Origin of the sequence: Streptococcus sp. HMSC062H02 (assembly GCF_001813005.1) — a bacterium.
Taxonomy (GTDB): domain Bacteria; phylum Bacillota; class Bacilli; order Lactobacillales; family Streptococcaceae; genus Streptococcus; species Streptococcus oralis_S.
In genome coordinates, this window is record NZ_KV811118.1 from 1 (window position 1) to 26,954 (window position 26,954).

Sequence of the window (26,954 nt, forward strand, 5' to 3'; positions counted from 1 at the left end):
TTTTATCCGCCATAGCTCAGTTGGTAGTAGCGCATGACTGTTAATCATGATGTCGTAGGTTCGAGTCCTACTGGCGGAGTATAAATCGAAACGTTCAACTGAGCGTTTTTTTATTTATAAATATAGTGGACTGTTGAAATTTCAAATTTTAATTTTTAAATCTGTAATTACCTCTTTATTTTATTTTTAGTTCGTTTAGCTTTAAATTCTTCTTTTATAGGATTTGAAACTTTTTTAGTTCCTTTTTTTGTTAGACTAGTGTTACTAATAAGAAAGGGAATTTTTATATGCTTCAGAAATTTTATGATCGAGCATTTGTCTTTTTGAAACTAGTTGAACAAGAATATGCCTCTTTAGGTCAGAGTTGTTCAGAGTGGGAATCACTTCATCTTCGGTTTTTACTATATTATTTAATCCGATTTAAAATAAAAAGTGATAGGGACTTTTCACTATATCACTTTAAAACAGCTTATCGTCTATATCTAGATAAATTCCTGCAAGGTGGTACCACTCTCATCCAATAGGAAGTATCTATATCATAATTACGAACGATTGTTGTAGTTATATTTTAAAAAATATAGAATTAGCTTATAATCAAAGGTTTTTATATTTAGAAATGAAAGAATTTCCAAATCTTTTCTACTGTTTCTTCTTGATAAAATAGTGTTTTTTTCTTATAATAAATTGTAAGATATAATTGCGGGTGGAATTCCTGCCATGTATATGAGAAAGGACGAGCTCCTAGTAGCTCAGACGATTTTTATTATGACTTCAGTTGTTGTTGTAGGTACCCAATGGGGTGATGAAGGTAAAGGGAAAATTACAGATTTTCTTTCAGCTAATGCAGAGGTAATTGCTCGTTATCAAGGTGGTGATAATGCTGGTCACACGATTGTGATTGATGGTAAGAAATTTAAGTTGCACTTGATTCCATCTGGAATTTTCTTTCCTGAAAAAATCTCTGTTATTGGGAATGGGATGGTCGTGAATCCAAAATCCCTTGTCAAAGAGTTGCGCTATCTTCATGAGGAAGGTGTGACAACTGATAACTTGCGTATTTCTGATCGTGCGCATGTTATTTTGCCATATCATATTGAATTAGACCGTCTACAAGAAGAAGCTAAGGGCGACAATAAAATCGGGACTACTATCAAGGGAATCGGTCCAGCATATATGGACAAGGCTGCTCGTGTTGGAATTCGTATTGCGGATCTTTTGGATAAGGATATTTTCCGTGAACGTTTGGAACGTAATCTTGCGGAAAAGAATCGTTTGTTTGAAAAATTATATGATAGCACCCCTATTTCAGTTGACGATATTTTTGAAGAATACTATGAGTATGGTCAACAAATCAAGCAATACGTGACAGATACATCTGTTATCTTGAATGATGCGCTTGATAATGGCAAACGTGTGCTGTTTGAAGGTGCGCAAGGCGTTATGCTAGATATCGACCAAGGTACGTATCCATTTGTTACGTCGTCAAACCCTGTCGCTGGTGGTGTGACGATTGGGTCTGGTGTTGGCCCAAGTAAGATTGACAAGGTTGTAGGTGTATGTAAAGCCTACACAAGTCGTGTAGGAGACGGACCTTTCCCAACTGAATTATTTGATGAAGTGGGAGATCGCATCCGTGAAGTAGGTCATGAATACGGTACAACAACTGGTCGTCCACGTCGTGTGGGTTGGTTTGACTCAGTTGTGATGCGTCACAGCCGCCGTGTATCTGGGATTACCAATCTTTCATTGAACTCTATCGATGTTTTGAGTGGTTTGGATATTGTGAAAATCTGTGTGGCCTATGATCTTGATGGTCAACGTATTGATTACTATCCTGCTAGTCTTGAGCAGTTGAAACGTTGCAAGCCAATCTACGAGGAATTGCCAGGTTGGTCAGAAGACATCACTGGAGTCCGTAATTTAGAAGACCTTCCTGAGAATGCACGTAACTATGTTCGTCGTGTAAGCGAGTTGGTTGGTGTTCGTATCTCAACTTTCTCAGTAGGTCCCGGTCGTGAACAAACTAATATTTTAGAAAGTGTTTGGTCATAGGAGATTTTTAAGATTAGTTTAAGACAGGTTGGGTATACTATAGACAGTTACAAGAAGACCTCCTAACTTGTTGTAACAAATATCCTAAACTTTTCTTTTTCATAATAATCTCCCTATTAAGTCACCGCATTCGGTGGCTTTTTTTGTGTTGAGAATCATGATATAATAATAAAATCGACAAGTAGGAAAAGAGAAGAACGATGAATTATACAGTTGAAGAAAAAGAAGCCTTTATGAGAGAGGCTTTGAGAGAGGCTGAGATTGCCTTAGAACACGATGAAATTCCAATTGGTTGTGTGATTGTCAAGGATGGAGAAATCATTGGTAGGGGGCATAATGCGCGCGAGGAGTTGCAACGGGCGGTCATGCATGCAGAAATCATGGCTATAGAGAATGCGAATGTGAGTGAAGAGAGTTGGCGACTGCTGGATTGTACGCTTTTTGTGACCATTGAGCCTTGTGTCATGTGTAGCGGGGCGATTGGGCTTGCCCGTATTCCAAACGTGGTTTACGGGGCTAAAAACCAGAAATTTGGTGCAGCTGGAAGTCTGTACGATATTTTGACAGATGAGCGTCTCAATCATCGTGTAGAGGTAGAAGCGGGAATTTTGGAAGATGATTGTGCAGCGATTATGCAGGACTTTTTCCGAAATCGACGGAAAAAATAATTTCTCTTTAAAAACCGAGGGGAATGTGGTATAATAAATAGTGGAGCAACAGTTCTGCGTGAAGCGGGTCAGGGGAGGAATCCAGCAGCCCTAAGCGAGTGTGAATTGTGTGCTCTTTTTTCGTGCTTTTTTCGAATAAATAAGATAAAATAGCCTAGAATAAATGATTATAGAATAGAAAAGAGAAAGATATGAAAATTCGTGGTTTTGAATTGGTTTCGAGTTTTACAGATGAAAATTTGTTACCGAAGCGAGAGACAGCCCATGCAGCTGGTTATGATTTAAAGGTTGCAGAACGCACTGTGATTGCTCCAGGAGAGATTGTTTTGGTTCCGACAGGGATTAAGGCCTATATGCAGCCGACAGAAGTGCTCTATCTCTATGACCGTTCATCAAACCCTCGCAAGAAGGGCTTGGTCTTGATTAACTCAGTTGGGGTCATTGATGGGGATTATTATGGAAATCCTGGGAATGAAGGTCATATCTTTGCTCAGATGAAAAACATTACTGAACAGGAAGTCGTCCTCGAAGTTGGAGAACGTGTAGTCCAGGCTGTCTTTGCACCATTTTTGATTGCAGACGGAGATGAAGCGGATGGCGTGCGGACTGGTGGTTTTGGGTCAACTGGACACTAAGATGAAGATTATCTTTGTACGTCATGGGGAGCCAGATTACCGTGAGTTAGAGGAACGTTCTTATACAGGTTTTGGGATGGATTTAGCACCTTTATCTGAGAAAGGACGGCAACAAGCTCAGGAACTTTGGCAAAATCCTTTGCTACAATCGGCTAATCTACTAGTGACTTCAGCAGTAACGAGAGCTTTAGAAACGGCTTTTTATGTATCTTGTGCTACTGGCCTTCCTTTGAGGGTGGAGCCTTTGTTACACGAATGGCAGGTCTATGAATCAGGCATAGATAGATTTGAAGAGGCTAGAACACTATTTCTAGAAAACAAGGGGGAGTTACTTTCTAATAGTCCTATTCAATATGAGACAGCTACGGAAATGAAGTCTCGGTTTCTAGAATGTATGGCTAAGTATAGAGACTACCAGACTGTGGTAGTTGTCACTCATCGAATGCTCATGCGCCAATTTGTACCAGACGAGAAGATTGATTTTTGCCAAGTAATTGAGTGTGAGGTAGAGATTTAGAAAGAGGTTTATCATCGCAAAGAAAAAAGCGACATTTGTGTGTCGAAATTGTGAATATAATTCACCTAAGTATCTAGGACGTTGTCCCAACTGTGGAGCTTGGTCTTCTTTTGTAGAAGAAATCGAGGTTGTCGAGGTTAAGAATGCGCGTGTGTCCTTGACGGGTGAGAAAACTAAGCCCATGAAACTGGCTGAAGTAACGTCTATCAATGTCAATCGAACCAAGACCGAGATGGAGGAATTTAACCGTGTGCTTGGAGGCGGAGTGGTACCAGGAAGTCTCGTCCTTATCGGTGGGGATCCAGGAATCGGGAAATCAACCCTTCTCCTACAAGTTTCAACCCAGTTGTCTCAAGTGGGAATTGTTCTCTATGTCAGTGGGGAGGAGTCTGCCCAGCAAATCAAGCTACGAGCAGAGCGCTTGGGGGATATTGATAGCGAGTTTTATCTCTATGCAGAGACCAATATGCAGAGTGTTCGATCTGAGGTGGAGCGCATCCAACCAGATTTTCTCATCATCGACTCTATCCAGACGATTATGTCTCCTGAGATTTCAGGGGTGCAGGGGTCTGTGTCTCAGGTTCGTGAAGTAACGGCTGAACTCATGCAGTTGGCGAAGACTAATAACATTGCTATCTTTATCGTAGGACATGTGACCAAGGAAGGGACCTTGGCTGGTCCGCGTATGTTGGAGCATATGGTGGATACGGTGCTTTACTTTGAAGGGGAGCGTCACCATACCTTTCGTATCTTGAGGGCAGTCAAAAACCGTTTTGGTTCCACTAATGAGATTGGGATTTTTGAGATGCAGTCGGGTGGATTGGTTGAGGTCCTCAATCCGAGTCAAGTTTTCCTAGAGGAGCGTTTGGATGGGGCTACTGGCTCGTCAATCGTTGTGACCATGGAAGGGACCCGTCCGATTTTGGCGGAGGTTCAGGCTTTGGTAACACCAACCATGTTTGGAAATGCTAAACGTACGACGACTGGAGTTGATTTCAATCGTGCAAGTCTGATTATGGCTGTTTTGGAAAAGCGTGCAGGGCTTCTCTTGCAAAATCAGGATGCCTATCTCAAATCTGCTGGTGGTGTCAAATTGGATGAGCCTGCCATTGACTTAGCCGTTGCAGTGGCTATTGCCTCTAGTTACAAGGACAAGCCTACCAATCCTCAGGAATGTTTTGTGGGTGAACTGGGCTTGACCGGAGAAATTCGGCGCGTGAATCGCATCGAACAACGTATTAATGAAGCGGCAAAACTGGGCTTTACCAAGATTTATGTACCCAAGAATTCCTTGACAGGAATCACTCCACCCAAGGAAATTGAAGTCATTGGTGTGACAACGATTCAAGAAGTTTTGAAAAAGGTCTTTGCATAATCCGTGACAAATCCTCTTAAAAATGATAAGATAGGAGAAATATTTGATTATCAAATTTTTGAGGAGGGAATCGTGTCGTATTTTGAACAGTTTATGCAAGCCAATCAGGCTTATGTTGCCCTACATGGGCAGTTAAATCTGCCACTTAAACCCAAAACCAGAGTAGCTATCGTGACCTGTATGGACTCACGTCTACACGTTGCGCAAGCTCTAGGTTTGGCCCTTGGGGATGCTCATATCTTGCGGAATGCGGGTGGTCGAGTAACTGAGGACATGATTCGTTCACTAGTGATTTCCCAGCAACAAATGGGGACAAGAGAAATCGTGGTGCTTCACCATACAGACTGTGGAGCTCAAACCTTTCAAAATGAAAGTTTTCATGAACATTTGAAACACGAGCTCGGGGTTGATGTGTCTGATCAAGATTTTTTACCATTTCAGGATGTGGAAGAGAGTGTGAGAGAGGATATGCAATTGCTTAGAGAGTCTCCACTGATTCCTGATGATGTGGTTATTTCAGGTGCTGTCTATGATGTGGATACAGGAAGTATGAGAGAAGTATACTAACTTTATCTCGAAAAAATCTCATCCTAGCATAAAATCGATTGTTAAAATGTAGGATTTTTAGTTTTAATATAGCTAATATAAAATAGTAAAAAACAAGGGTATAAATGTTTGCCCTTGTTTTATTTTTGATTGAAAAATAAAGGAAAAAGCGCTACAATGGTAAATGGAAAATGTTGTGTGAAAAACAAGTGATACATAAATACCGGAGGAAATCATGTCTTTTTCTGATTTAAAGCTGTTTGCCCTTTCTTCTAATAGAGAATTGGCAGAGCGTGTGGCGCAAGAAATTGGGATAGAGTTGGGGAAATCGACTGTTCGCCAATTTTCAGATGGGGAGATTCAGGTCAACATCGAAGAATCAATCCGTGGAAAACACGTCTTTATCCTACAATCAACTAGTTCACCTGTAAATGATAATTTACTTGAAATTTTAATTATGGTGGATGCATTGAAGCGTGCTAGTGCAGAATCTGTCAATGTTGTTATGCCCTACTATGGCTATGCACGTCAGGATAGAAAAGCGCGCGCGCGTGAGCCAATCACTGCAAAGCTCGTTGCAAACATGCTAGAAGTTGCTGGGGTAGATCGTTTGTTGACGATTGATTTGCATGCTGCACAGATTCAGGGATTCTTTGATATTCCAGTAGATCACTTGATGGGTGCTCCCTTGATTGCGGACTATTTTGAACGTCGTGGTATGGTTGGTTCTGACTACGTGGTTGTCAGCCCAGACCATGGTGGAGTGACTCGTGCTCGTAAATTGGCAGAGTTTTTGAAAACCCCGATTGCGATTATTGACAAACGCCGTAGTGTAGACAAGATGAATACCAGTGAAGTGATGAATATTATCGGTAAGGTAGAAGGTAAGACTTGTATCTTGATTGACGATATGATCGATACAGCTGGAACCATTTGCCATGCGGCGGACGCTCTTGCTGAAGCAGGTGCTGTTGAAGTTTACGCAAGCTGTACGCACCCAGTACTTTCAGGGCCAGCTATGGACAATATCCAAAAATCAGCTATTAAGAAATTGGTTGTTTTGGATACTATCTACCTACCAGAGGAGCGTTTGATTGATAAGATTGAACAAATTTCGATTGCTCATCTTCTTGGCGATGCCATTATCCGTATCCACGAAAAACGTCCTCTTTCTCCCCTATTTTGTATTGAGAAAAAGATTTAATCTTTCACTTGAAGTAGACAGAACTCCTAGCAGGTTTCTTTTCTTGCTAGGAGATTTTTATAGTCAAAATCTGCAAGCCTTTTCAAAATATGCTATACTGAGAAAAAAGGAGGATTTCTATGAGCCAAGAATTTATCAATCCAAGTGATGGTGTGATCCGTCAGTATCTTACAACCAGTAAAACGTTAGCGGTAGTGGGTTTGTCCGATCGTGAGGAAACAACTAGTAATCGAGTGACCAAGGAAATGCAAGCTCGGGGCTATAAAATCATTCCAGTTAATCCCAAGGCTGCAGGTGGGGAAATCTTGGGAGAAAAGGCTTATGCGAGTCTAGAAGAGATTCCTTTTCCTGTAGATATTGTCAATGTTTACCGTCGCAGTGAGTTTTTACCAGATGTGGCGCGTGATTTTCTCAAGGCTGATGCTAAGATTTTTTGGGCACAACTGGGACTTGAAAATCTAGAAGCGGAAGAAATCTTACGTGCTGGAGGATGCGATGACATCGTGATGAATCGTTGTATTAAGAGAGAACATACTCGCTTAATTCTTGAGCAATAAAAAGGTAGCCATGGGCTACCTTTTTATTTTATAAAGTACCAATCAATGCTTGCATGCCAAGACTGGTGAGGATGATGGCAATCCAGCAAAGGGCTCCAAGAAGAATGGATTTACCGCTGGATTTGACCATGGCAATCAGATTGGTTTTGAGACCGATGGCACTCATGGCCATGATGATAAGGAATTTGGAGAGTTGTTTGAGAGGGGTGAAGAAGCTACTAGACACGCCGAGAGAGGTGAGAAGAGTCGTTAAGAGAGAGGCTAAGATGAAATAAAGGATAAAAAGTGGGAAGACTTTTTTTAGTTGGAAATCTTGGCTGTTTTTTTGCTGGCGACTTTGCCAGTAGGAGAGAAAGAGCGTGATGGGGATGATTGCTAAGGTGCGCGTGAGTTTGACAATAGTTGCAGACTCAAGGGTATTGGTCTGATAAAGACTGTCCCAGGAGCTGGCGGTAGCCGTTACAGAAGAAGTATCATTGACTGCAGTTCCTGCAAAGAGGGCGAAGCCATCATTGGATAGGTGAAGCCAGGTTCCTAGAGTTGGAAAGATAAGTGCTGCTAAGACATTGAAGAAAAAGATAACGGAGATGGCTTGGGCAACTTCTTTTTCCTTGGCATGGATAACGGGTGCTGTCGCAGCAATGGCAGAACCACCACAGATAGAAGAACCCACTCCAATCAAGGTAGCCAGTTTTGTGTCTAGCGCAAAGAAACGCTGGAAGAGGTAGGCAACGATTAAGGAAATCGAAATGGTGGAAAGGATGACGGGGAGTGAAGATTGTCCAACTGCGAAGACTTGCGAGATATTGAGACCAAAACCGAGTAAGATAACGGCATACTGGAGCAATTTCTTGGAACTAAAGGTCAAACCTGCGTCTAGTTGTTTGTAGGGTGAGAGCCAGGGGTGGAGGAGCATTCCAGCAAAAATTGCAAAGACAGGTGCACCCACGACGGGGAAAAATCCTCCCAGAAACCATGATACGATAGAAATGAGAAGGCAGGCCAAGATGCCTGCTCCATTTTTTGATAAAAATGACATATAAACCTCCGAAAATAAGCACTTATTATTATAGTCCTGTTGAGAAGAAAAGTAAAACAGAAAGTGAAAAATGCGGGGTTCAGATGGATTTTGCGGTCAGGGAGCTTTTGTAGTATAATAGTACTATGTTCTGTAAGCAAGGGGGATATCTATGGACTTAACCAAACGCTTTAATAAACAATTAGATAAGATTCAAGTGTCCTTGATTCGCCAGTTTGATCAGGCCATTTCAGAGATTCCTGGAGTTCTACGCTTGACCTTGGGAGAACCTGATTTTACAACGCCAGATCATGTCAAGGAGGCGGCAAAGCGGGCCATTGACCAGAACCAATCCTACTATACAGGGATGAGCGGTTTACTGACCTTGCGCCAGGCTGCTAGCGACTTTGTAAAAGAAAAATACCAGCTAGATTATAATCCTGAAAATGAAATTTTGGTTACAATTGGGGCGACAGAGGCTTTATCTGCTACTTTGACGGCTATTTTGGAAGAGGGGGACAAGGTGCTCTTGCCAGCTCCTGCCTACCCAGGATATGAGCCGATTGTCAATCTAGTTGGGGCAGAGATTGTCGAGATTGATACAACTGAAAATGGTTTTGTCTTGACTCCTGAGATGTTGGAAAAGGCCATTTTGGAGCAAGGGGACAAGCTCAAAGCAGTTATTCTCAACTATCCAGCCAATCCGACAGGTATTACCTATAGTCGGGAGCAGTTGGAAGCCTTGGCAGACGTTTTACGCAAGTATGAGATTTTTGTTGTCTGTGATGAGGTTTACTCAGAATTAACCTATACAGGGGAAAATCATGTATCATTGGGAACTATGCTGAGAGACCAGGCTATTATTATTAATGGCTTATCTAAATCGCATGCTATGACAGGTTGGCGTTTAGGCTTTATCTTTGCTCCTGCAGCTTTCACAGCTCAGTTAATCAAGAGTCACCAATATTTGGTTACTGCCGCAAATACCATGGCGCAACATGCTGCGGTGGAGGCCTTGACGGCTGGTAAAAACGACGCAGAGCCTATGAAGAAGGAATACATCCAGCGTCGAGATTATATCATCGAGAAGATGACTACGCTTGGTTTTGAGATTACCAAACCAGATGGGGCCTTCTATATCTTTGCTAAGATTCCAGCGGGCTACAATCAAGATTCCTTTGCTTTTCTGAAGGATTTTGCTCAGAAGAAGGCCGTTGCCTTTATCCCTGGTGCCGCCTTTGGGCGTTACGGAGAAGGCTATGTGCGCCTGTCCTATGCAGCCAGCATGGAAACGATCAGAGAGGCCATGAAACGACTTGAGGAGTACATGAGAGAAGCATGATTCAGTCTATCACGAGTCAAGGCTTGGTGCTCTACAATCGTAACTTTCGTGAAGATGACAAGCTAGTCAAGATCTTTACCGAGCAGGCGGGCAAGCGCATGTTTTTCGTCAAACACGCTGGCCAGTCCAAACTAGCTCCGGTTATTCAGCCCTTGGTGTTGGCACGATTTCTCTTGCGAATCAATGATGATGGGCTTAGCTACATTGAGGACTATCACGAGGTGATGACCTTTCCCAAGATTAATAGTGATCTCTTTGTCATGGCCTATGCAACCTATGTGGCTGCCCTTGCAGATGCTAGTTTGCAGGATAATCAGCAGGATGCTCCCTTGTTTGCTTTCTTGAGGAAGACTCTGGAGTTGATGGAAGCAGGGATAGATTATCAGGTTTTAACCAATATTTTTGAAATTCAAATCTTGACTCGATTTGGAATCAGCCTTAATTTTAATGAGTGTGTCTTTTGCCATCGGGTCGGTCAGGCCTTTGACTTTTCTTTCAAATATGGAGCCTGCCTCTGCCCAGAGCATTATCATGAGGATGAGAGACGTTGTCATCTAAATCCCAATATCCCTTATCTGCTCAATCAATTTCAAGCCATTGACTTTGAGACCTTGGAGACCATTTCGCTTAAGGCAAAAATCAAGCAAGACTTGCGCAAGTTTATGGATCAACTCTACGAAGAGTACGTTGGGATTCACCTAAAATCAAAGAAATTTATTGATTCCCTAGCAGACTGGGGACAATTACTAAAAGAGGAAGATAAATGAAAAAAATCGCAGTAGATGCTATGGGGGGCGATTACGCACCTCAAGCCATCGTTGAGGGTGTCAATCAAGCCCTAGCTGACTTTTCAGATATTGAGATTCAACTCTACGGAGATGAAAGCAAGATCAAGCAATATCTAACGGCGACAGAGCGTGTCAGCATTATCCATACGGATGAGAAAATTAACTCAGACGATGAGCCGACAAAAGCTATCCGTAAGAAGAAAAATGCCAGCATGGTATTGGCAGCTAAGGCTGTTAAAGAGGGAGAAGCAGACGCTGTCCTCTCTGCTGGTAACACAGGTGCCTTGTTGGCTGCAGGATTCTTCATTGTGGGTCGTATCAAAAATATCGATCGTCCAGGACTCATGTCTACCTTACCGACCATTGATGGAAAAGGGTTTGATATGCTAGATCTCGGTGCCAATGCGGAAAATACAGCCCATCATCTGCACCAATACGCTGTCCTAGGTTCCTTCTATGCGAAAAATGTTCGTGGAATTTCGAAACCACGTGTTGGTTTGCTCAACAATGGAACAGAAAGCAGCAAGGGAGATCCGCTTCGAAAGGAAACATACGACTTGTTAGTAGCTGATCAAAGTTTGAACTTTGTCGGAAACGTGGAAGCGCGTGATCTGATGAATGGCGTTGCGGATGTTATCGTAACAGATGGTTTCACGGGAAACGCTGTTCTCAAATCCATCGAAGGTACAGCTTTGGGAATCATGGGCTTACTTAAAAATGCTATTACGGGTGGTGGCCTTCGAGCGAAGCTAGGTGCTCTACTTCTTAAGGATAGTCTTAAGGGGTTGAAGACACAGCTCAACTATTCAGATGTTGGAGGAGCAGTCTTGTTTGGCGTCAAGGCGCCAGTTGTAAAAACTCATGGCTCAAGTGATGCCAAGGCTGTGTACAGTACGATTCGTCAGATTCGTACCATGCTAGAAACAGACGTAGTTGCTCAGACTGCGCGTGAATTTTCAGGAGAATAAAAAAGATGACAGAAAAAGAAATTTTTGACCGTATTGTAACCATTATCCAAGAGCGACAGGGAGAAGACTTTGCCGTAACAGAGGCCTTAAGTTTGAAAGACGATCTAGATGCGGACTCAGTGGACTTGATGGAGTTTGTCTTGACACTAGAAGATGAATTTGGTATCGAAATCACTGATGAGGAAATCGACCAACTTCAAAGTGTAGCGGATGTAGTAGCGATTATTAAAGATAAAAAATAGCCAAAAGCAACATGCAAGTCATGTTGTTTTTTATTTGCGGAAAAAGAGAAACTTTTAGTAGAAATTGCGAATAAAGAGATGAGAAAGAAAAAGGAGGAACATTTATGTATGTGACTGGTTTTTATCCGTGGTTCATCAAGTGGTTTTTAAAATAAAAATGAATGAATTGTTTATTTTCGAATTGTTTTTCGAATAGATAGGTAAGGAAAAAGTGAAGGAGAGAAGAAAATGATTTCAGTAATTTACCCAATCTGGCTATTTAAGTGGCTTAGAGGTTAAAGATTAAATATATAGAAAAAATAAGGAGAAAAAAGATGACAAATTTTGACAACATGGAACAGAACTTTGTAGCTCTTACAGAAGAAGAGTTGACGGATGTGAATGGGGGGTCGGTTACCGCTGTAGTTGTAGGAGGTGTCTTACTAATTGGTGGTATTGCTTGGGGCTATTTTATGTAATAATAAGGAGAGAAAAAATGAATTTAAATAAATGGACAGAATTGACAGAAGAAGAATTGATGAATACAGAAGGTGGCTTAATTACCATAGCCATGATTGCTGGAGGAGTAGCAATTTTCCTTGGTGGTCGATTAATTGGTCAAGATTTAAAACGTAAATTTGGATAAAAGTAGAATTGTATGAAAAATCTAAAAAATGTAATGGGAGCAGTTCTAATTATTTTTGGAGTGCTTTGCATATTGGGAGATTTAAATGTAATCACCTTTAAAGTTGATCAGTATGTAGGCTCGGAATTATGGATTCCTATCCTTATTTTAATGATGAGTTACTTGGATTCAGCTAAAGACAAGGTTTAAAGAGAACTATTTTTAGTGTATGGCAACTGCTATTGAATAGTCATCTTTTAGTTATTATCAATGAAATAAGAACTAATTTAGGAATAGTAGGGATTTTGGTTGGAGTAGCTATTGGATTAGCCAGTATTATTTAAAAAGGAGAGAGAAAAATGAAAGAAATGGATAAAAAATTTGATATCATGACAGAAGAAGATTTGGCTCTTACTGAAGGAGGCTTCATTGTCACTACTTCCACAGCAATAGCTTGGGGTGTATTAGGAGTAGCTGCTTATATGTATGGGCGTTATCTAGGAAGTAGACGTTAATCTAAATATAGAAGGAAATTAACTATGAATCGTAACCTAAATCTCAATACATTGTTACCTAAGCTAGCCACTATACTTCCTTTGTTAGGAATAGGTCTTAATCTTACGCTTCATCTAATTCGTACAGGTTCGCTAGTATCTTTTGATTGGCAATGGAGTTTAATAGGTTTGATTGCTGCAGGCTATTTTGGTATTTTTTGTAAGGATTTGAAGAAAAATAATCAAAACTATAAAAGATCAATCTGAATGAAAAGGATTTTGTGCATGTAAATAGGAGTCTGCTATGAAAAAAATCTTATTAGGATTTGCTGAGGGGTATTTTGTCGTATCGATTATTCTTTATATCGCAACGTATTTGATTATGAAAAATCCGATCAATACTCTGTTTTATCCAGAAACCTATCCAATTCTGCTTGGTCTGTTTTATGTAGGATACAAGTACAAAACAAAAGAAAGTACGATTGGAAATTGATGAACCATCAGATCGGAGTTTGAGATGAAAGTTGTTCAATTACTACAAAAAGCTTGGTCAGAGTTTATTGTATTGTTTAGCTCTATAGCTTATCTAATGATTAGAATTGTGGCTGATGTAAACAAAATAAATCTACCTACGTGGTTTGAATGTTTTGATATACCTACGATTTCATTATTTTTGATGACATTTATCTCACTTTATAGAAGTAAAGAGAATATCATTTCAGAATAGTTTATTTCTGGACGTTCATTTTTTAACGGTTACTTTAAACAGGCAGAACTTTTGTTCTGCTTTTTTACATTTAAATGATAGTTTATGCTTTTTAAAGTGCGTTTTAGGTGCAAAAATAGTTTATTTAGGAATATTTTCCTGTTTTTATCCTTATTTGGTTAAAATAATCTTACAAAGTTTTTAAGAGATTGTTAGAAAAAGGAGAAGGATATGAAATTTAGGAAAAGGCACTATCGTCCTCAGGTGGACCAGATGGATTGTGGCGTGGCTTCCTTGGCTATGGTCTTTGGTTACTACGGTAGTTATTACTCCTTGGCTCATCTACGAGAGTTGGCAAAGACGACCATGGATGGGACGACCGCTTTGGGACTTGTAAAGGTGGCAGAGGAGATTGGATTTGAGACGCGGGCTATCAAGGCGGATATGACGCTCTTTGATTTGCCAGATTTGACCTTTCCTTTTGTGGCTCATGTGCTCAAGGAAGGGAAGTTGCTCCACTACTATGTGGTGATAGGTCAGGATAAAAAGCACATTCATATCGCTGATCCAGATCCTAGTATCAAGCTGACCAAGATTTCCCGTGAGCGATTTGCGCAAGAGTGGACAGGGGTTAGTATTTTTATGGCACCATCACCGGACTATAAACCTCATAAGGAGAAAAAACAGGGACTCCTATCCTTCTTGCCGATCTTACTCAAGCAGCGTGGCTTAATTACCAATATCGTCCTAGCGACACTCTTGGTGACCTTGATCAATATCGTGGGTTCCTACTATCTTCAGTCCATCATTGATAGTTACGTACCAGACCAGATGCGTTCGACCTTGGGCATTATCTCAATAGGACTAGTCATCGTCTATATTCTCCAGCAAATTTTGTCTTATGCCCAGGAATATCTTCTACTAATCCTTGGGCAACGCTTGTCGATTGACGTGATTTTGTCCTACATCAAGCATGTTTTTCACCTGCCGATGTCCTTTTTTGCGACACGCAGGACAGGAGAAATCGTTTCTCGTTTTACAGATGCCAATAGTATCATCGATGCGCTAGCTTCGACCATTCTGTCGATTTTCCTAGATGTGTCGACGATTTTGATTATCTCGCTTGTCTTGTTTTCACAAAATATGACGCTCTTTTTCATTAGTCTACTTGCGCTTCCCATCTATACAGTGATTATCTTTGCTTTTATGAAGCCGTTTGAAAAGATGAATCGAGATACCATGGAAGCCAATGCGGTTCTGTCTTCTTCTATCATCGAGGACATCAATGGTATTGAGACCATTAAGTCTTTGACCAGTGAAAGTTCGCGCTATCAAAAGATTGACAAGGAATTTGTGGCTTATCTGAAAAAATCTTTTACCTATAGTCGGGCAGAAAGCCAGCAAAAGGCGCTGAAAAAAGTTGCCCAGCTCCTGCTCAATGTTGCCGTTCTCTGGCTGGGAGCTATTCTTGTCATGGATGGGAAAATGAGTTTGGGCCAGCTGATTACCTATAATACTTTGCTTGTTTACTTTACCAATCCTTTGGAAAATATCATCAACCTACAAACCAAACTTCAGACAGCTCAGGTCGCCAATAACCGTCTTAACGAGGTTTATCTAGTAGCTTCGGAGTTTGAGGAGAAGAAAACGGTAGAAGATTTGAGCATGATGAAAGGGGATATGACCTTTAAACAAGTTCACTATAAGTATGGCTATGGGCGTGATGTCTTGTCGGATATCAATTTGACCATTCCGCAAGGGTCTAAGATGGCTTTTGTGGGGATTTCGGGATCCGGTAAGACGACTTTGGCCAAGATGATGGTTAATTTCTACGATCCAAGTCAGGGAGAGATTAGTCTGGGTGGTGTCAATCTCAATCAGATTGATAAAAAATCCTTGCGCCAGTACATCAACTACCTGCCTCAACAGCCCTATGTCTTTAACGGAACGATTTTGGAGAATCTTCTCCTTGGAGCTAAGGAGGGGACGACTCAGGAAGATATCTTACGAGCAGTCGAGTTGGCAGAGATTCGGGAGGATATTGAGCGCATGCCACTGAATTACCAGACAGAATTAACTTCGGATGGGGCTGGAATTTCTGGTGGGCAACGGCAGAGAATCGCTCTGGCGCGTGCTCTCTTGACGGATGCACCTGTCTTGATCTTGGACGAGGCGACTAGCAGTTTGGATATTTTGACAGAGAAGCGGATTGTCGATAATCTCATGGCTTTAGACAAGACCTTGATTTTCATCGCCCATCGTTTGACCATCGCTGAGCGAACAGAAAAGGTTGTTGTTCTGAATAAGGGCAAGATTGTTGAAGAGGGTACCCATGCAGACTTGCTTGCACAGGATGGCTTTTACGCCCATTTGGTAAATAGCTAGAAAGAGGAGAGGATGAAACCAGAATTTTTAGAAAGTGCGGAGTTTTATAATCGTCGTTACCATAATTTTTCCAGTCGGGTGATTTTACCTATGTCACTTCTGCTCATGTTTTTACTGGGATTTGCAGTTTTTGCAGAGAAGGAGATTAGTTTATCTACCAGAGCAACTGTCGAACCTAGTCGGATCATTGCCAACATCCAGTCGACTAGCAATCAACGCATTGTGGGCAACTATCTGGAAGAAAACAAGTTGGTCAAGCAAGGAGATCTGCTCGTTCAGTACCAGCAAGGGGCGGAGGCTGTCCAGGTTGAGGCATATGCCAGTCAATTGGAGATGCTAAAGGATCAAAAAAAGCAGTTGGGGTATTTGCAATCCAGTTTGAAAGAGGGGAGTGATCAATTCCCAGAGGCGGATAAGTTTGGTTATCAGGAGATGTTTCGAGACTATCTCAGCCAAGCTAGTAGTCTTAGGAGTAATGTTTCTCAGCAAAATGCCAGCATCTCTTCTCAAAATGCGGCAGCAAGTCAGAGCCAGGCCGAGATTGGCAATCTTATCAGTCAAACAGAGGATAAAATTCGAGACTACAAAACAGCAAAGTCAGCGATTGAAAAGGGAGATCAACTGGATAGTCAAAATGCAGCCTACTCTTTTTACCAGACCTATAAAAACCAAGGTGAAGAAAATCCGCAAGCTAAATCGCAAGTTATTGCGCAAGTGGATGCTCAAATTGCCCAGCTAGAGTCTAGTCTAGCTACGTATCGTGTACAGTATGCGGGTTCTGGAGCTCAGCAGGCCCACGCAACGGGATTGGATAGTCAACTGGAATCGCTCAAGTCTCAGCACTTAGTCAAAGTTGGCCAGGAATTAACTCTTCTAGATCAGAAAATTTTGGAGGCGGAATCGGGTAAGAAGGTACAGGGAGGTCTCCTAGATAAAGGGAAGATTACAGCAAGTGAGGATGGGGTGCTTCACCTTAATCCTGAAACCAGTGATTCTACCATGGTCGCAGAAGGAACCCTGCTAGCCCAACTCTATCCATCCCTGGAAAAAGAAGGGAAAACTAAACTCACAGCCTATCTCAGTTCAAAGGATGTTGCTAGAGTCAAGATTGGGGACTCTGTCCGTTATACTACGACTAATGATGCCAAGAATCAAATTTTCCTGGATTCTACGATTACAAGTATTGATGCGACAGCTACAAAGACTGAACAAGGAAATTTCTTTAAAATTGAGGCGGAGACCCATCTGACTTCTGAGCAGGCTGCAACACTTCGCTATGGTTTAGAAGGCCGCCTGCAGATGATTACGGGAAAGAAAAGCTATCTCCGTTATTTTTGGGATCAATTTTTGAATAAAGGGTAATATTCGTGTTTTTCAGAGGATAAATGATTTTAAAACTGTAGGAAGAGTTCATCTTGCAGTTTTTCTTTACGCTTAAAATAGGAAAACGTTATTTATTCGTAAAAACCTTGAATTTTTCATGCTTTTGTGGTAGAATGTGCTCAAGTAAAACGAAAGGCGAACTTTAAAATGTCAAAACAACTGATCTATTCGGGAAAAGCCAAGGATATCTATACAACTGAGGATGAAAATCTCATTATTTCAACTTACAAGGACCAGGCAACTGCCTTCAACGGTGTCAAGAAGGAGCAGATTGCGGGCAAGGGAGTGTTAAATAATCAGATTTCATCTTTTATTTTTGAGAAATTAAATGCGGCTGGTGTAGCGACTCACTTTGTGGAGAAACTTTCGGATACGGAACAACTCAATAAAAAGGTGGAGATTATTCCTTTGGAAGTTGTGCTCCGCAACTACACGGCTGGTTCCTTTTCAAAACGTTTTGGCGTAGAAGAAGGTATTGCATTTGAGACTCCAATTGTCGAATTTTACTATAAAAATGATGATTTGGATGATCCCTTTATCAATGACGAGCACGTGAAATTCCTACAGATTGCGGATGATCAGCAGATTGCCTACTTGAAGGAAGAAACCCGTCGTATCAATGAACTATTGAAAGCCTGGTTTGCTGAGATTGGCCTCAAATTGATTGACTTTAAGCTAGAGTTTGGTTTTGACAAAGATGGCAAGATTATCTTGGCAGACGAGTTTTCACCAGATAACTGCCGTTTGTGGGATGCAGATGGCAACCACATGGACAAGGATGTTTTCCGCCGTGGCTTGGGTGAATTGACGGACGTTTACGAGATTGTTTGGGAGAAATTGCAAGGTTTAAAATAGCACCTTCAAGGTCATTTGTGAACATTGCAAAAGCTGAAATAAAGGAATAAGAATTGATGGATAAACGTATTTTTGTTGAGAAAAAGGCTGATTTTCAGGTCAAGTCAGAGAGTTTGGTAAGGGAGCTCCAGCACAACTTGGGACTGTCAACTTTGAAAAGTATTCGCATTGTGCAAGTTTATGATGTCTTTGACTTGGTAGAGGACTTATTTGCACCTGCAGAGAAACACATCTTCTCTGAGCAGGTGACGGACCATGTCTTGGACGAAGCGGCCGTGCAAGCGGATCTTACCAACTATGCTTTCTTTGCCATTGAAAGTTTGCCAGGGCAATTTGACCAACGTGCAGCTTCTTCACAGGAAGCCTTGCTTTTGCTGGGAAGTTCAAGTGATGTAACAGTCAACACAGCCCAACTTTACTTGGTTAATAAAGATATTGATGCGACTGAGTTGGAAGCGGTCAAGAACTATTTGCTCAATCCAGTTGATTCTCGTTTCAAGGATATCACAACAGGGATTGCCAAGCAGGAATTTTCAGAGTCAGACAAGACCATTCCGAAATTGACTTTCTTTGAAAGCTATACAGCAGAAGACTTTGCGCGCTACAAGGCTGAACAAGGAATGGCTATGGAAGTGGATGATTTGCTCTTTATCCAAGACTATTTCAAGTCAATCGGGCGCGTGCCGACGGAAACAGAGCTCAAGGTTTTGGACACTTACTGGTCTGACCACTGCCGTCACACGACTTTTGAGACCGAGTTGAAACACATTGATTTCTCAGCTTCTAAATTCCAAAAGCAATTGCAGGCGACTTATGACAAGTATATTGCCATGCGTGAGGAACTAGGTCGGTCTGAAAAGCCACAAACCTTGATGGATATGGCGACTATTTTTGGTCGTTATGAGCGTGCCAATGGGCGTTTGGACGACATGGAAGTGTCTGATGAAATAAACGCCTGCTCAGTAGAAATCGAAGTGGACGTTGATGGTATCAAGGAACCATGGCTCCTCATGTTCAAGAATGAAACTCACAACCACCCAACGGAAATTGAACCATTTGGTGGGGCTGCTACCTGTATCGGTGGAGCCATTCGTGACCCATTGTCAGGGCGTTCCTACGTTTACCAAGCTATGCGTATCTCAGGCGCTGGTGATATTACAGCTCCGATTTCAGAAACGCGTGCTGGTAAATTGCCACAACAAGTCATTTCGAAAACAGCGGCTCACGGTTATTCTTCGTATGGTAACCAAATTGGTCTGGCGACGACTTACGTTCGTGAGTACTTCCACCCAGGCTTTGTAGCTAAACGTATGGAGCTAGGTGCAGTTGTCGGTGCTGCTCCCAAGGGCAATGTTGTCCGTGAAAAACCTGAAGCCGGTGACGTGATTATCTTGCTCGGTGGTAAAACTGGACGTGATGGTGTTGGTGGTGCAACGGGATCTTCTAAGGTTCAAACAGTTGAGTCTGTAGAGACTGCCGGTGCTGAGGTTCAAAAAGGGAATGCCATCGAAGAGCGCAAGATCCAACGCCTTTTCCGTAATGGCGATGTCACTCGTCTCATCAAGAAGTCCAATGACTTTGGTGCTGGTGGTGTCTGTGTGGCTATCGGTGAATTGGCAGATGGTCTTGAAATTGACCTTAACAAGGTTCCTCTGAAATACCAAGGCTTGAATGGTACAGAAATTGCTATCTCTGAATCTCAAGAACGGATGGCAGTTGTGGTGCGTCCTGAAGACGTAGATGCCTTCGTTGCAGAATGTAATAAAGAAAATATTGACGCTGTTGTCGTTGCAACAGTGACTGAAAAACCAAATCTTGTCATGCACTGGAATGGTGAAACGATTGTTGACTTGGAACGTCGTTTCCTTGATACCAACGGTGTGCGCGTAGTCGTTGATGCCAAGGTGGTAGACAAGGGTGTCAAACTTCCAGAAGAACGCACAACAAGCGTTGACACACTTGAAGCAGATACCCTTGCGGTTCTATCTGATCTCAACCATGCGAGTCAAAAAGGATTGCAAACTATCTTTGACTGTTCGGTCGGTCGTTCAACGGTCAATCACCCACTTGGTGGTCGCTACCAACTCACACCAACTGAGGCATCTGTGCAGAAATTGCCAGTTCAACACGGTGTAACTCACACTGCATCAGTCATGGCTCAAGGTTTTAACCCTTATGTAGCAGAATGGTCTCCATACCATGGCGCTGCCTATGCAGTAATCGAAGCGACTGCTCGTTTGGTGGCTGCTGGTGCAAACTGGTCCAAGGCTCGCTTCTCTTACCAAGAGTATTTCGAGAGGATGGACAAACAAGCTGAGCGTTTTGGTCAGCCAGTAGCGGCTCTTCTAGGCTCTATCGAAGCACAAATCCAGCTTGGCTTGCCATCTATCGGTGGGAAGGACTCCATGTCTGGTACTTTTGAAGAATTGACCGTACCACCAACCTTGGTCGCTTTTGGGGTGACGACAGCGGATAGCCGTAAGGTACTTTCTCCTGAGTTCAAGAATGTTGATGAAAACATCTACTACATCCCAGGTCAAGCCCTCTCTGCAGAGATTGATTTTGACTTGATTAAGAAAAATTTTGCTCAGTTTGAAGCCATCCTAGCTGACCACAAAGTAACATCTGCATCAGCTGTCAAATATGGTGGTGTGGTTGAAAGCTTGGCTCTTGCTACCTTTGGGAACCATATCGGTGCAGAGGTGAACTTGCCTGAACTTGAAAGTTCTTTGACAGCTCAATTGGGTGGATTTGTCTTCACATCTCCTGAAGAAATCACTGGAGTAGAGAAAATCGGTCAAACAAAAGCAAACTTTACACTCCTTGTCAACGGTGTGAAGCTAGATGGACACAAGCTTGACAGTGCCTTCCAAGGAAAATTAGAAGAAGTTTACCCTACTGAATTTGCTCAAGCTAAAGAACTGGCAGAAGTGCCAGCTGTCGCTTCTGACGCAGTCATCAAAGCCAAGGAAACCATTGAAAAACCAGTGGTTTACATCCCAGTCTTCCCAGGAACCAACTCTGAATATGACTCAGCTAAAGCCTTCGAAAAAGAAGGTGCAGAGGTTAACTTGGTGCCATTTGTGACTTTGAATGGAGAAGCCATTGTCAAGTCAGTTGAAACCATGGTTGACAATATCGGCAAGGCAAACATTCTCTTCTTTGCAGGTGGATTCTCAGCTGCGGATGAACCGGATGGATCAGCTAAGTTTATTGTCAATATCTTGCTCAATGAAAAAGTGCGTGCAGCCATTGATGGCTTTATCGCTCGTGGTGGCTTGATTATCGGTATCTGTAATGGGTTCCAGGCCTTGGTCAAATCAGGTCTTCTTCCATACGGAAACTTCGAGGATGCAAGCAGCACTAGTCCAACCCTCTTCTACAATGATGCCAACCAGCACGTAGCTAAGATGGTGGAAACGCGAATTGCCAATACCAACTCACCATGGTTGGCTGGAGTACAAGTGGGCGATATCCATGCCATCCCAGTATCGCACGGTGAAGGAAAGTTTGTCGTGACAGCTGAGGAATTCGCAGAGCTTCGTGACAATGGTCAAATCTTTACCCAATATGTTGATTTCGAGGGTAAACCAAGCATGGACTCTAAGTACAATCCAAATGGTTCTGTAAATGCCATCGAAGGAATTACTAGCAAGAATGGTCAAATCATCGGTAAGATGGGACACTCAGAACGTTATGAAGACGGTCTCTTCCAAAACATCCCAGGGAATAAAAACCAGCACCTGTTTGCGTCGGCTGTACGTTATTTCACAGGGAAATAAAAGGTATATAAAATGACATACGAAGTAAAATCTCTTAATGAAGAATGTGGTGTTTTCGGTATCTGGGGACATCCAGACGCTGCTAAATTGACCTATTTTGGTCTCCACAGTCTTCAGCACCGTGGTCAGGAGGGGGCAGGAATCCTCTCCAATGATCAGGGACAATTGAAGCGTCATCGTGATATGGGGCTTTTATCAGAAGTGTTCAGAAATCCAGCTAATTTGGATAAACTAACTGGAACGAGCGCGATTGGGCATGTGCGTTATGCGACGGCTGGCGAAGCTTCTGTTGATAACATCCAGCCCTTCCTCTTTCGCTTTCATGATATGCAGTTTGGACTTGCTCACAATGGAAACTTGACCAATGCAGAATCGCTCAAGAAAGAATTGGAACAAAGAGGAGCAATTTTCAGTTCAACTTCGGACTCGGAAATCTTGGCCCACCTCATTCGTCGGAGTCACAATCCCAACTTGATGGGCAAAATCAAAGAGGCGCTCAGCCTTGTCAAAGGTGGATTTGCTTATATCCTGCTGTTTGAGGACAAGTTGATTGCGGCTCTTGATCCTAATGGTTTTCGTCCACTTTCTATTGGGAAAATGGCAAACGGAGCGGTGGTCGTTTCGTCAGAAACCTGTGCTTTTGAAGTCATTGGTGCCGAGTGGATTCGTGATGTGAAACCAGGGGAAATTGTGATTGTGGATGACAATGGGATTCAGTATGATAGCTATACGAATGATACCCAGTTGGCGATTTGCTCTATGGAGTATATCTATTTTGCCCGTCCTGACTCTAATATCCATGGTGTTAATGTCCATACAGCTCGCAAACGTATGGGGGCTCAATTAGCGCGTGAGTTCAAGCACGAAGCAGATATTGTGGTCGGTGTGCCAAATTCCTCACTCAGCGCAGCTATGGGATTTGCAGAAGAATCTGGTCTGCCAAATGAAATGGGACTGATCAAAAACCAATACACGCAGCGTACCTTTATCCAACCAACTCAAGAATTGCGAGAGCAAGGAGTGCGGATGAAACTGTCTGCTGTTTCAGGCGTTGTCAAAGGCAAACGTGTGGTGATGATTGATGATTCCATTGTTCGTGGGACAACCTCTCGCCGTATCGTTCAGCTTTTGAAAGAAGCAGGTGCGTCTGAGGTTCACGTTGCCATTGGTAGTCCAGCGCTGGCTTATCCATGCTTCTACGGGATTGATATCCAGACGCGTCAGGAGCTGATTGCGGCCAATCATACAGTCGAAGAAACTCGTCAAATAATTGGTGCGGATAGCCTGACCTATCTTTCGATTGATGGCTTGATTGATTCGATTGGTATTGAAACAGATGCGCCGAATGGAGGTCTCTGTGTCGCTTACTTTGACGGCGATTATCCAACACCTCTTTATGACTATGAGGAAGACTATCGTAGAAGTTTGGAAGAAAAGACCAGTTTTTACAAATAGGCGGATGAAGGCTCTCCATTAAAGGAAAGGAAGAGGAAAAAAGATGACAAATAAAAATGCTTATGCGCCACGTCTCGCTACTGACTAAAAGCTAAAGCATTTGTCAGTAGACGCTTTGTCTTATGGGACCAAAGCTAGAGCCCTGACTAGTATTTTTAGATAAAATAATTGTTTATCTAAAAATACGTCGCAATCTTCTCAAAGAAAAGGAAAAATAAAATGGCAAATAAAAATGCGTATGCCCAGTCGGGTGTAGATGTTGAAGCGGGTTATGAAGTTGTTGAACGGATCAAAAAGCACGTGGCTCGTACGGAGCGTGCGGGTGTTATGGGAGCTCTTGGTGGCTTTGGTGGCATGTTTGACCTTTCAAAAACAGGTGTCAAAGAGCCAGTCTTGATTTCGGGGACAGATGGTGTCGGGACCAAGCTCATGTTGGCCATCAAGTATGATAAGCATGATACGATTGGGCAAGACTGTGTGGCCATGTGTGTCAACGATATTATCGCTGCAGGTGCGGAGCCCCTCTATTTCCTCGACTATGTCGCAACTGGTAAAAATGAACCAGCTAAACTAGAACAAGTCGTTGCTGGTGTGGCAGAAGGCTGTGTGCAGGCAGGTGCAGCCCTCATTGGTGGGGAAACAGCTGAAATGCCTGGTATGTATGGCGAAGATGACTACGATCTGGCTGGTTTTGCAGTCGGTGTGGCTGAAAAATCTCAAATCATTGACGGTTCAAAAGTGGCAGAAGGTGATGTTCTTCTCGGACTTGCGTCAAGTGGGATTCACTCGAATGGTTACTCACTCGTGCGCCGTGTTTTTGCCGACTACACGGGTGAGGAAGTCTTGCCAGAATTGGAAGGCAAGAAACTCAAGGAAGTCCTTCTTGAGCCGACTCGTATCTATGTCAAGGCTGTCTTGCCACTCATCAAAGAAGGATTGGTCAACGGTATTGCCCACATCACAGGTGGGGGTTTTATTGAAAATGTTCCTCGTATGTTTGCGGCTGACCTAGCTGCGGAAATTGAAGAAGACAAGGTTCCAGTGCTTCCGATTTTCAAAGCTCTTGAAAAATACGGTAAAATCAAGCATGAAGAAATGTTTGAAATCTTCAATATGGGTGTGGGACTCATGCTGGCAGTTAGCCCTGAAAATGTAGATCGTGTCAAGGAATTACTGGATGAACCAGTCTATGAAATTGGTCGCATCGTCAAGAAAGAAAACGAAAGTGTCATCATCAAATGAAAAAAATAGCGGTTTTTGCCTCTGGTAACGGCTCAAATTTTCAGGTGATTGCTGAAGAATTTCCGGTGGAGTTTGTCTTTTCAGACCATCGAGACGCCTATGTGCTCGAGCGTGCAGACAAGCTCGGCGTTCTGTCCTATGCTTTTGAACTCAAGGAGTTTGAGAACAAGGCGGACTACGAAGCAGCTCTTGTCGAGCTCTTGGAAGAACACCAGATTGACTTGGTTTGTCTCGCAGGCTATATGAAAATCGTTGGGCCAACTTTGCTCGCTGCTTACGAGGGTCGGATCATTAACATTCATCCTGCCTACCTGCCCGAATTTCCAGGAGCTCATGGGATTGAGGACGCTTGGAATGCTGGTGTTGCTGAGAGTGGCGTCACCATTCACTGGGTGGACTCAGGTGTGGACACAGGCAAGGTCATCAAACAAGTCCGTGTTCCACGTCTAGCTGATGATACCATCGAAAGCTTTGAAGCTCGGATTCATGAGGCAGAGTACAAGTTGTATCCAGAGGTTATTAGAGAATTGTTGGATAAGTAAATGAAAGGAAATAACATGACTAAACGCGCCTTAATCAGCGTCTCAGACAAAGCGGGCATTGTTGAATTTGCCCAAGAACTCAAAAAACTTGGTTGGGATATCATCTCGACAGGTGGGACAAAGGTTGCCCTTGATAATGCTGGGGTGGAGACCATTGCGATCGACGATGTGACTGGCTTCCCAGAAATGATGGACGGTCGCGTCAAGACTCTTCATCCAAATATCCACGGTGGTCTCCTTGCTCGTCGTGACTTGGATAGCCACCTTCAAGCGGCTAAGGACAATCAGATTGAGCTCATTGACCTTGTAGTGGTCAACCTCTATCCTTTCAAGGAAACGATTCTCAAACCAGATGTGACCTACGCTGACGCAGTTGAAAACATCGATATCGGTGGGCCATCCATGCTTCGTTCTGCAGCGAAGAACCACGCTAGCGTAACAGTTGTGGTAGACCCTGCTGATTATGCTGTTGTTCTTGACGAATTGGCAGCAAACGGCGAAACAAGTTATGAAACTCGCCAACGGTTGGCAGCGAAAGTATTCCGTCACACAGCGGCTTATGATGCCTTGATTGCAGAATACTTCACGGCACAAGTGGGTGAAAGCAAACCTGAAAAACTCACTCTGACTTATGACCTTAAACAAGCTATGCGTTACGGTGAAAATCCTCAACAAGATGCCGATTTCTATCAAAAAGCCTTGCCAACGGATTACTCCATTGCATCAGCGAAACAACTGAACGGTAAAGAATTGTCCTTCAATAATATTCGTGATGCGGATGCGGCCATCCGTATTATCCGTGATTTCAAAGATCGTCCAACCGTTGTGGCTCTCAAACACATGAACCCATGTGGAATTGGTCAAGCTGATGACATCGAAACTGCTTGGGACTATGCTTATGAGTCTGACCCAGTGTCTATCTTTGGTGGAATTGTCGTCCTTAACCGTGAGGTGGATGCTGCGACTGCTGAGAAGATGCACGGTGTATTCCTCGAGATCATCATCGCACCGAGCTATACGGATGAAGCGCTAGCCATTTTGACCAATAAAAAGAAAAACTTGCGCATCCTTGCCTTACCATTTGATGCTCAAGATGCTAGTGAAGTGGAAGCAGAGTACACAGGCGTGGTTGGTGGACTTCTTGTGCAAAACCAAGACGTGGTCAAGGAAAGCCCAGCTGACTGGCAAGTGGTGACCAAACGCCAGCCAACTGAGACAGAAGCGACTGCTCTTGAATTCGCTTGGAAAGCTATCAAGTATGTGAAATCAAACGGGATCATCGTGACGAATGACCACATGACACTTGGCGTTGGCCCAGGTCAAACCAACCGTGTGGCTTCAGTCCGTATCGCTATTGACCAAGCTAAAGACCGCCTTGATGGCGCTGTGCTTGCTTCGGATGCCTTCTTCCCATTCGCGGATAACGTGGAAGAAATTGCTAAAGCAGGTATCAAAGCCATCATCCAACCAGGTGGATCTGTCCGTGACCAAGAATCTATCGAAGCTGCTGACAAATACGGCTTGACTATGGTCTTCACAGGCGTGAGACATTTTAGACATTAAGAAGCAAAAGGGAAGAAAACAGTTTCTTTCC

29 protein-coding genes, 1 tRNA gene and 1 other RNA gene are annotated in these 26,954 nt (G+C 42.9%); 30 read left to right on the forward strand and 1 reads right to left on the reverse strand.

Annotated elements, in window-relative coordinates:
- Positions 1–5: 5 nt before the first annotated feature.
- From HMPREF2885_RS04360 to HMPREF2885_RS04410, 11 genes are all read left to right on the forward strand, one after another.
- A tRNA-Asn gene (locus HMPREF2885_RS04360) sits at positions 6–79 on the forward strand.
- A gap of 208 nt (positions 80–287) precedes the next feature.
- Positions 288–524 (forward strand): sigma(X)-activator ComW, encoded by a 237-nt coding sequence (gene comW / locus HMPREF2885_RS10215; RefSeq protein ID WP_000939509.1) that lies wholly within the window; start codon positions 288–290, stop codon positions 522–524.
- 241 nt (positions 525–765) lie between these two features.
- Positions 766–2,052, forward strand: a complete 1,287-nt coding sequence (locus tag HMPREF2885_RS04370) for an adenylosuccinate synthase (protein WP_070657304.1) — start codon at positions 766–768, stop codon at positions 2,050–2,052.
- 200 nt (positions 2,053–2,252) lie between these two features.
- Entirely contained in the window at positions 2,253–2,720 is a 468-nt protein-coding gene (gene tadA, locus HMPREF2885_RS04375; protein WP_001110100.1) for a tRNA adenosine(34) deaminase TadA, read from the forward strand.
- 32 nt (positions 2,721–2,752) lie between these two features.
- Positions 2,753–2,847: signal recognition particle sRNA small type (gene ffs / locus HMPREF2885_RS04380), an RNA gene on the forward strand.
- 64 nt (positions 2,848–2,911) lie between these two features.
- A complete protein-coding gene (locus tag HMPREF2885_RS04385) occupies positions 2,912–3,355 on the forward strand; it encodes a dUTP diphosphatase (RefSeq protein ID WP_000701977.1) in 444 nt (147 codons plus the stop codon).
- A complete protein-coding gene (locus HMPREF2885_RS04390) occupies positions 3,315–3,872 on the forward strand; it encodes a histidine phosphatase family protein (RefSeq protein ID WP_000752155.1) in 558 nt (185 codons plus the stop codon). The genes HMPREF2885_RS04385 and HMPREF2885_RS04390 overlap by 41 nt, the downstream gene beginning before the upstream one ends.
- A gap of 37 nt (positions 3,873–3,909) precedes the next feature.
- Entirely contained in the window at positions 3,910–5,247 is a 1,338-nt protein-coding gene (gene radA / locus HMPREF2885_RS04395) for a DNA repair protein RadA (protein WP_261674087.1), read from the forward strand.
- A 72-nt stretch (positions 5,248–5,319) separates the two neighbouring features.
- Positions 5,320–5,814, forward strand: coding sequence for a beta-class carbonic anhydrase (locus tag HMPREF2885_RS04400; protein ID WP_002876632.1), 495 nt, complete (start codon positions 5,320–5,322; stop codon positions 5,812–5,814).
- Between the two features lie 214 nt (positions 5,815–6,028).
- A complete protein-coding gene (locus HMPREF2885_RS04405) occupies positions 6,029–6,997 on the forward strand; it encodes a ribose-phosphate diphosphokinase (protein ID WP_000010174.1) in 969 nt (322 codons plus the stop codon).
- A 119-nt stretch (positions 6,998–7,116) separates the two neighbouring features.
- Positions 7,117–7,554, forward strand: coding sequence for a CoA-binding protein (locus tag HMPREF2885_RS04410; protein WP_049490128.1), 438 nt, complete (start codon positions 7,117–7,119; stop codon positions 7,552–7,554).
- A gap of 28 nt (positions 7,555–7,582) precedes the next feature.
- Here the strand turns inward: HMPREF2885_RS04410 and HMPREF2885_RS04415 are convergent, their stop codons facing one another.
- A complete protein-coding gene (locus HMPREF2885_RS04415; protein WP_000009151.1) occupies positions 7,583–8,593 on the reverse strand; it encodes a YeiH family protein in 1,011 nt (336 codons plus the stop codon).
- Between the two features lie 151 nt (positions 8,594–8,744).
- Between HMPREF2885_RS04415 and HMPREF2885_RS04420 the strand changes: the two genes are divergently transcribed.
- From HMPREF2885_RS04420 to purH, 19 genes are all read left to right on the forward strand, one after another.
- Positions 8,745–9,914 (forward strand): pyridoxal phosphate-dependent aminotransferase, encoded by a 1,170-nt coding sequence (locus tag HMPREF2885_RS04420; protein WP_070657234.1) that lies wholly within the window; start codon positions 8,745–8,747, stop codon positions 9,912–9,914.
- A complete protein-coding gene (gene recO, locus HMPREF2885_RS04425) occupies positions 9,911–10,681 on the forward strand; it encodes a DNA repair protein RecO (protein ID WP_070657237.1) in 771 nt (256 codons plus the stop codon). The genes HMPREF2885_RS04420 and recO overlap by 4 nt, the downstream gene beginning before the upstream one ends.
- On the forward strand, positions 10,678–11,670 hold the full coding sequence (gene plsX / locus HMPREF2885_RS04430; RefSeq protein ID WP_070657240.1) for a phosphate acyltransferase PlsX: 993 nt from the start codon (positions 10,678–10,680) through the stop codon (positions 11,668–11,670). The genes recO and plsX overlap by 4 nt, the downstream gene beginning before the upstream one ends.
- A gap of 5 nt (positions 11,671–11,675) precedes the next feature.
- Positions 11,676–11,912, forward strand: a complete 237-nt coding sequence (locus tag HMPREF2885_RS04435; RefSeq protein ID WP_000136435.1) for an acyl carrier protein — start codon at positions 11,676–11,678, stop codon at positions 11,910–11,912.
- Positions 11,913–12,226: 314 nt separating this feature from the next.
- Positions 12,227–12,370, forward strand: a complete 144-nt coding sequence (locus HMPREF2885_RS04440) for a class IIb bacteriocin, lactobin A/cerein 7B family (protein WP_000180838.1) — start codon at positions 12,227–12,229, stop codon at positions 12,368–12,370.
- A gap of 17 nt (positions 12,371–12,387) precedes the next feature.
- Entirely contained in the window at positions 12,388–12,537 is a 150-nt protein-coding gene (locus HMPREF2885_RS04445; RefSeq protein WP_001052546.1) for a class IIb bacteriocin, lactobin A/cerein 7B family, read from the forward strand.
- 12 nt (positions 12,538–12,549) lie between these two features.
- Positions 12,550–12,726: a hypothetical protein gene (locus HMPREF2885_RS10150; RefSeq protein WP_186822451.1), complete on the forward strand. Its 177-nt coding sequence runs from the start codon at positions 12,550–12,552 to the stop codon at positions 12,724–12,726.
- A 149-nt stretch (positions 12,727–12,875) separates the two neighbouring features.
- A complete protein-coding gene (locus HMPREF2885_RS10155; RefSeq protein ID WP_000661692.1) occupies positions 12,876–13,031 on the forward strand; it encodes a hypothetical protein in 156 nt (51 codons plus the stop codon).
- 24 nt (positions 13,032–13,055) lie between these two features.
- Positions 13,056–13,277 (forward strand): hypothetical protein, encoded by a 222-nt coding sequence (locus HMPREF2885_RS04450; protein ID WP_049478100.1) that lies wholly within the window; start codon positions 13,056–13,058, stop codon positions 13,275–13,277.
- Positions 13,278–13,314: 37 nt separating this feature from the next.
- Positions 13,315–13,503: a hypothetical protein gene (locus HMPREF2885_RS04455; RefSeq protein WP_000722238.1), complete on the forward strand. Its 189-nt coding sequence runs from the start codon at positions 13,315–13,317 to the stop codon at positions 13,501–13,503.
- 24 nt (positions 13,504–13,527) lie between these two features.
- Positions 13,528–13,737, forward strand: a complete 210-nt coding sequence (locus tag HMPREF2885_RS04460; protein ID WP_000869801.1) for a hypothetical protein — start codon at positions 13,528–13,530, stop codon at positions 13,735–13,737.
- A gap of 210 nt (positions 13,738–13,947) precedes the next feature.
- Entirely contained in the window at positions 13,948–16,101 is a 2,154-nt protein-coding gene (gene comA, locus HMPREF2885_RS04465; protein ID WP_070657243.1) for a peptide cleavage/export ABC transporter ComA, read from the forward strand.
- 12 nt (positions 16,102–16,113) lie between these two features.
- Entirely contained in the window at positions 16,114–17,463 is a 1,350-nt protein-coding gene (comB, locus tag HMPREF2885_RS04470) for a competence pheromone export protein ComB (protein WP_070657245.1), read from the forward strand.
- Between the two features lie 168 nt (positions 17,464–17,631).
- Positions 17,632–18,339: a phosphoribosylaminoimidazolesuccinocarboxamide synthase gene (gene purC, locus HMPREF2885_RS04475; RefSeq protein WP_070657248.1), complete on the forward strand. Its 708-nt coding sequence runs from the start codon at positions 17,632–17,634 to the stop codon at positions 18,337–18,339.
- 56 nt (positions 18,340–18,395) lie between these two features.
- On the forward strand, positions 18,396–22,121 hold the full coding sequence (locus HMPREF2885_RS04480; protein ID WP_070657251.1) for a phosphoribosylformylglycinamidine synthase: 3,726 nt from the start codon (positions 18,396–18,398) through the stop codon (positions 22,119–22,121).
- Between the two features lie 12 nt (positions 22,122–22,133).
- A complete protein-coding gene (purF, locus tag HMPREF2885_RS04485; protein WP_049479237.1) occupies positions 22,134–23,576 on the forward strand; it encodes an amidophosphoribosyltransferase in 1,443 nt (480 codons plus the stop codon).
- Between the two features lie 219 nt (positions 23,577–23,795).
- Entirely contained in the window at positions 23,796–24,818 is a 1,023-nt protein-coding gene (purM, locus tag HMPREF2885_RS04490; RefSeq protein WP_070657254.1) for a phosphoribosylformylglycinamidine cyclo-ligase, read from the forward strand.
- On the forward strand, positions 24,815–25,360 hold the full coding sequence (purN, locus tag HMPREF2885_RS04495) for a phosphoribosylglycinamide formyltransferase (RefSeq protein WP_000717479.1): 546 nt from the start codon (positions 24,815–24,817) through the stop codon (positions 25,358–25,360). The genes purM and purN overlap by 4 nt, the downstream gene beginning before the upstream one ends.
- A 15-nt stretch (positions 25,361–25,375) precedes the next feature.
- Positions 25,376–26,923 (forward strand): bifunctional phosphoribosylaminoimidazolecarboxamide formyltransferase/IMP cyclohydrolase, encoded by a 1,548-nt coding sequence (gene purH, locus HMPREF2885_RS04500; protein ID WP_070657257.1) that lies wholly within the window; start codon positions 25,376–25,378, stop codon positions 26,921–26,923.
- Positions 26,924–26,954: the final 31 nt, after the last annotated feature.

Excerpts from the sequence above, each read along its gene's own strand:
- comW (WP_000939509.1), top strand. The coding sequence starts at position 288 with ATGCTTCAGAAATTTTATGATCGAGCATTTGTCTTTTTGAAACTAGTT.
- HMPREF2885_RS04370 (WP_070657304.1), top strand. The coding sequence starts at position 766 with ATGACTTCAGTTGTTGTTGTAGGTACCCAATGGGGTGATGAAGGTAAA.
- tadA (WP_001110100.1), top strand. The coding sequence starts at position 2,253 with ATGAATTATACAGTTGAAGAAAAAGAAGCCTTTATGAGAGAGGCTTTG.
- HMPREF2885_RS04385 (WP_000701977.1), top strand. The coding sequence starts at position 2,912 with ATGAAAATTCGTGGTTTTGAATTGGTTTCGAGTTTTACAGATGAAAAT.
- HMPREF2885_RS04390 (WP_000752155.1), top strand. The coding sequence starts at position 3,315 with ATGGCGTGCGGACTGGTGGTTTTGGGTCAACTGGACACTAAGATGAAG.
- HMPREF2885_RS04405 (WP_000010174.1), top strand. The coding sequence starts at position 6,029 with ATGTCTTTTTCTGATTTAAAGCTGTTTGCCCTTTCTTCTAATAGAGAA.
- HMPREF2885_RS04410 (WP_049490128.1), top strand. The coding sequence starts at position 7,117 with ATGAGCCAAGAATTTATCAATCCAAGTGATGGTGTGATCCGTCAGTAT.
- HMPREF2885_RS04415 (WP_000009151.1), bottom strand. The coding sequence starts at position 8,593 with ATGTCATTTTTATCAAAAAATGGAGCAGGCATCTTGGCCTGCCTTCTC.
- HMPREF2885_RS04420 (WP_070657234.1), top strand. The coding sequence starts at position 8,745 with ATGGACTTAACCAAACGCTTTAATAAACAATTAGATAAGATTCAAGTG.
- recO (WP_070657237.1), top strand. The coding sequence starts at position 9,911 with ATGATTCAGTCTATCACGAGTCAAGGCTTGGTGCTCTACAATCGTAAC.
- plsX (WP_070657240.1), top strand. The coding sequence starts at position 10,678 with ATGAAAAAAATCGCAGTAGATGCTATGGGGGGCGATTACGCACCTCAA.
- HMPREF2885_RS04435 (WP_000136435.1), top strand. The coding sequence starts at position 11,676 with ATGACAGAAAAAGAAATTTTTGACCGTATTGTAACCATTATCCAAGAG.
- HMPREF2885_RS04440 (WP_000180838.1), top strand. The coding sequence starts at position 12,227 with ATGACAAATTTTGACAACATGGAACAGAACTTTGTAGCTCTTACAGAA.
- HMPREF2885_RS04445 (WP_001052546.1), top strand. The coding sequence starts at position 12,388 with ATGAATTTAAATAAATGGACAGAATTGACAGAAGAAGAATTGATGAAT.
- HMPREF2885_RS10150 (WP_186822451.1), top strand. The coding sequence starts at position 12,550 with ATGAAAAATCTAAAAAATGTAATGGGAGCAGTTCTAATTATTTTTGGA.
- HMPREF2885_RS10155 (WP_000661692.1), top strand. The coding sequence starts at position 12,876 with ATGAAAGAAATGGATAAAAAATTTGATATCATGACAGAAGAAGATTTG.
- HMPREF2885_RS04450 (WP_049478100.1), top strand. The coding sequence starts at position 13,056 with ATGAATCGTAACCTAAATCTCAATACATTGTTACCTAAGCTAGCCACT.
- HMPREF2885_RS04455 (WP_000722238.1), top strand. The coding sequence starts at position 13,315 with ATGAAAAAAATCTTATTAGGATTTGCTGAGGGGTATTTTGTCGTATCG.
- HMPREF2885_RS04460 (WP_000869801.1), top strand. The coding sequence starts at position 13,528 with ATGAAAGTTGTTCAATTACTACAAAAAGCTTGGTCAGAGTTTATTGTA.
- comA (WP_070657243.1), top strand. The coding sequence starts at position 13,948 with ATGAAATTTAGGAAAAGGCACTATCGTCCTCAGGTGGACCAGATGGAT.
- comB (WP_070657245.1), top strand. The coding sequence starts at position 16,114 with ATGAAACCAGAATTTTTAGAAAGTGCGGAGTTTTATAATCGTCGTTAC.
- purC (WP_070657248.1), top strand. The coding sequence starts at position 17,632 with ATGTCAAAACAACTGATCTATTCGGGAAAAGCCAAGGATATCTATACA.
- HMPREF2885_RS04480 (WP_070657251.1), top strand. The coding sequence starts at position 18,396 with ATGGATAAACGTATTTTTGTTGAGAAAAAGGCTGATTTTCAGGTCAAG.
- purF (WP_049479237.1), top strand. The coding sequence starts at position 22,134 with ATGACATACGAAGTAAAATCTCTTAATGAAGAATGTGGTGTTTTCGGT.
- purM (WP_070657254.1), top strand. The coding sequence starts at position 23,796 with ATGGCAAATAAAAATGCGTATGCCCAGTCGGGTGTAGATGTTGAAGCG.
- purN (WP_000717479.1), top strand. The coding sequence starts at position 24,815 with ATGAAAAAAATAGCGGTTTTTGCCTCTGGTAACGGCTCAAATTTTCAG.
- purH (WP_070657257.1), top strand. The coding sequence starts at position 25,376 with ATGACTAAACGCGCCTTAATCAGCGTCTCAGACAAAGCGGGCATTGTT.